2 protein-coding genes are annotated in these 2,286 nt (G+C 68.8%); one reads left to right on the forward strand and one right to left on the reverse strand.

From position 1 onward, the window contains the following. Positions 1–12: 12 nt before the first annotated feature. Positions 13–1,182, reverse strand: coding sequence for a glycerophosphodiester phosphodiesterase (locus tag ACFTZL_RS44120; RefSeq protein WP_382596057.1), 1,170 nt, complete (start codon positions 1,180–1,182; stop codon positions 13–15). Between the two features lie 386 nt (positions 1,183–1,568). Between ACFTZL_RS44120 and ACFTZL_RS44125 the strand changes: the two genes are divergently transcribed. Further along, positions 1,569–2,243, forward strand: a complete 675-nt coding sequence (locus tag ACFTZL_RS44125; protein ID WP_382497715.1) for a lysophospholipid acyltransferase family protein — start codon at positions 1,569–1,571, stop codon at positions 2,241–2,243. The last annotated feature ends 43 nt before the right edge of the window (positions 2,244–2,286 follow it).

The raw sequence follows: 2,286 nt of genomic DNA on the forward strand, positions 1-2,286 counted from the left end.
GGTGGTGTGAGCTCAGCCGTTGACGAAGGTCTCGCGAGCCAGCAGGCCCGTGTCGGGCTGGTCGGTGAAGACGCCGTCGATGCCGGTCGCGAAGTACGCCTTGTACGCGCCGAAGACGTCGCCGTAGGCGTCCGCGTCCGTGCCCTTGCGGAAGTTCGCGGGCAGGAAGGGGTTCTCGTTGCGCAGGGTCCACGGGTGCAGGATCAGCCCCACCTTGTGCGCGTCCGGGACGAGCGTGGTCGGCTGCGTGAGGTTGCCCTTGGCGTCGCGCGGGATGACCAGGTCGAGGGTCGGGCCGATGCCCTGCGCGTAGGAGGCGATCTCCCTGAGGCCGGCCGGCTTGACCAGGTCGGCGACGGTGCGCGGGTCGCCCGTCTCGACGAAGTCCCAGGGGCGGGTGTCCGCCGAGGACAGCAGGACGACCAGGGGGTTGTCGACGAGCTTGTTGAGGCGCTCGATGCTGGTCGGCTCGAAGGACTGGATGATGACCGGGGAGGTCCGCCGGTCCTTGCGGTACTTGCGCAGCACCTTGGCGACCCGCTCCTCCAGCGGCAGGCCCTGCTTGCGGAAGTAGGTGGGGTGCTTGAGCTCGGGGTAGATCCAGACCTGCTTGCCGCGCTTGCGGGTCTGGTCGTCCTGCCACTTCAGGACCTCTTCGAAGGTGGGGATCTCCCAGCGGCCGTTGTAGAGGGTGTTGTGCGGGCGGTTGGCCGGGATGCGCTCGATCGCGCGCAGCGTCTTCAGCTCGGCGAGCGTGAAGTCCTCGGCGAACCAGCCGGTGGTGGAGACGCCGTCGAGGAGCTTGGTCTTCTTGCGGTCGGCGAACTCGGGGTGGTCGGCGACGTTCGTGGTGCCGCCGATCTCCGGCTCGTGCCGGCAGACCAGGTGCCCGTCCTTCGTCGGCACCAGATCGCCCGCCTCGACGATGTCGGCGCCCAGGTCGAGGGCGAGCTGGTACGAGCCCAGGGTGTGCTCCGGGCGGTAGCCGCTGGCCCCGCGGTGGCCGACGATCGTCGGCTTGGGCAGGCTCTTGAGTCCGCCGCTTCCGCCGTGCCGGGAGCCGTCCGCTCGCGCCGTGCCGGTCATGCCGAGGACCGCTCCGCCGGCGGTGAGCACCGCCGCGCCGAGCAGGGCCCGCCGTCCGGTCCCGCTCGTTTCTTCGTTCGACTCCTGCGTTCCCATTGAGCGCCCTCCCTGCCGTCGACTCGTCAGTGCGGGCCGATCGTACGGGCGCGTACATGACGAGCGTGAGACCCGGGGCGGAACACGCGGGTGACTCCGGATGTCGTAGTGGCTGGTGGGGACGGTGAACTGACGATTCGTCGTGTCCCGTTCGATTCGGTGCGCCAGTTCTGGGAACGCGTCCGGTGCGATCCGAGGCGATGTCCGTCACATCATGGCGGCCGGGTTACACACCGTCGACGACACGCCACCGCAGGTAAACACGCGTCAACAGTGCGTAAGGCCCTGGTTAAGTCGCCGTGCCCGATGTGCGCGATCCCCGGGGCCACGAGTATCGTCCTCACCTGCACATACTCATACAGATTCCCTTGACACCGGAGGATCCGTTGTCCCGCTTCGCGCTCATCAAGGCAGTGCTCGGTCCGGTCATGCGCCTGATGTTCCGCCCACAGGTGGAAGGTGCGGAGCACATTCCCGGCGACGGTCCGGTCATCCTGGCCGGCAACCACCTGACGTTCATCGACTCGATGATCCTGCCGCTGGTCTGCGACCGGCAGGTCTTCTTCATCGGCAAGGACGAGTACGTGACCGGGAAGGGCTTCAAGGGCCGGCTGATGGCCTGGTTCTTCACCGGCGTCGGCATGATCCCGGTCGACCGCGACGGCGGCCGGGGCGGGGTCGCCGCGCTGATGACCGGGCGCCGGGTGCTGGAGGAGGGCCAGGTCTTCGGCATCTACCCGGAGGGCACGCGCTCGCCTGACGGCCGGCTGTACCGGGGGCGTACCGGCATCGCCCGGCTCACGCTGATGACGGGGGCGCCGGTGGTGCCGTTCGCGATGATCGGCACGGACCGGCTGCAGCCGGGTGGGGCGGGTCTCCCCCGGCCGGGCAAGGTCACCGTGCGGTTCGGTGAGGCGATGGAGTTCTCCCGGTACGAGGGGATGGACCGGGACCGCTATGTGCTGCGGGCCGTGACGGACTCGGTGATGACCGAGGTCATGCGGCTGTCCGGGCAGGAGTACGTGGACATGTACGCCAGCAAGGCCAAGGAAGCGGCGTAGTTCTCTCGACCGCGGGGGCGTGAGGGCTTGTCGCCCTCACGCC

The sequence above is a fragment of the Streptomyces sp. NPDC056948 genome, from assembly GCF_042674225.1.
Taxonomy (GTDB): Bacteria; Actinomycetota; Actinomycetes; order Streptomycetales; family Streptomycetaceae; genus Streptomyces; species Streptomyces purpurascens.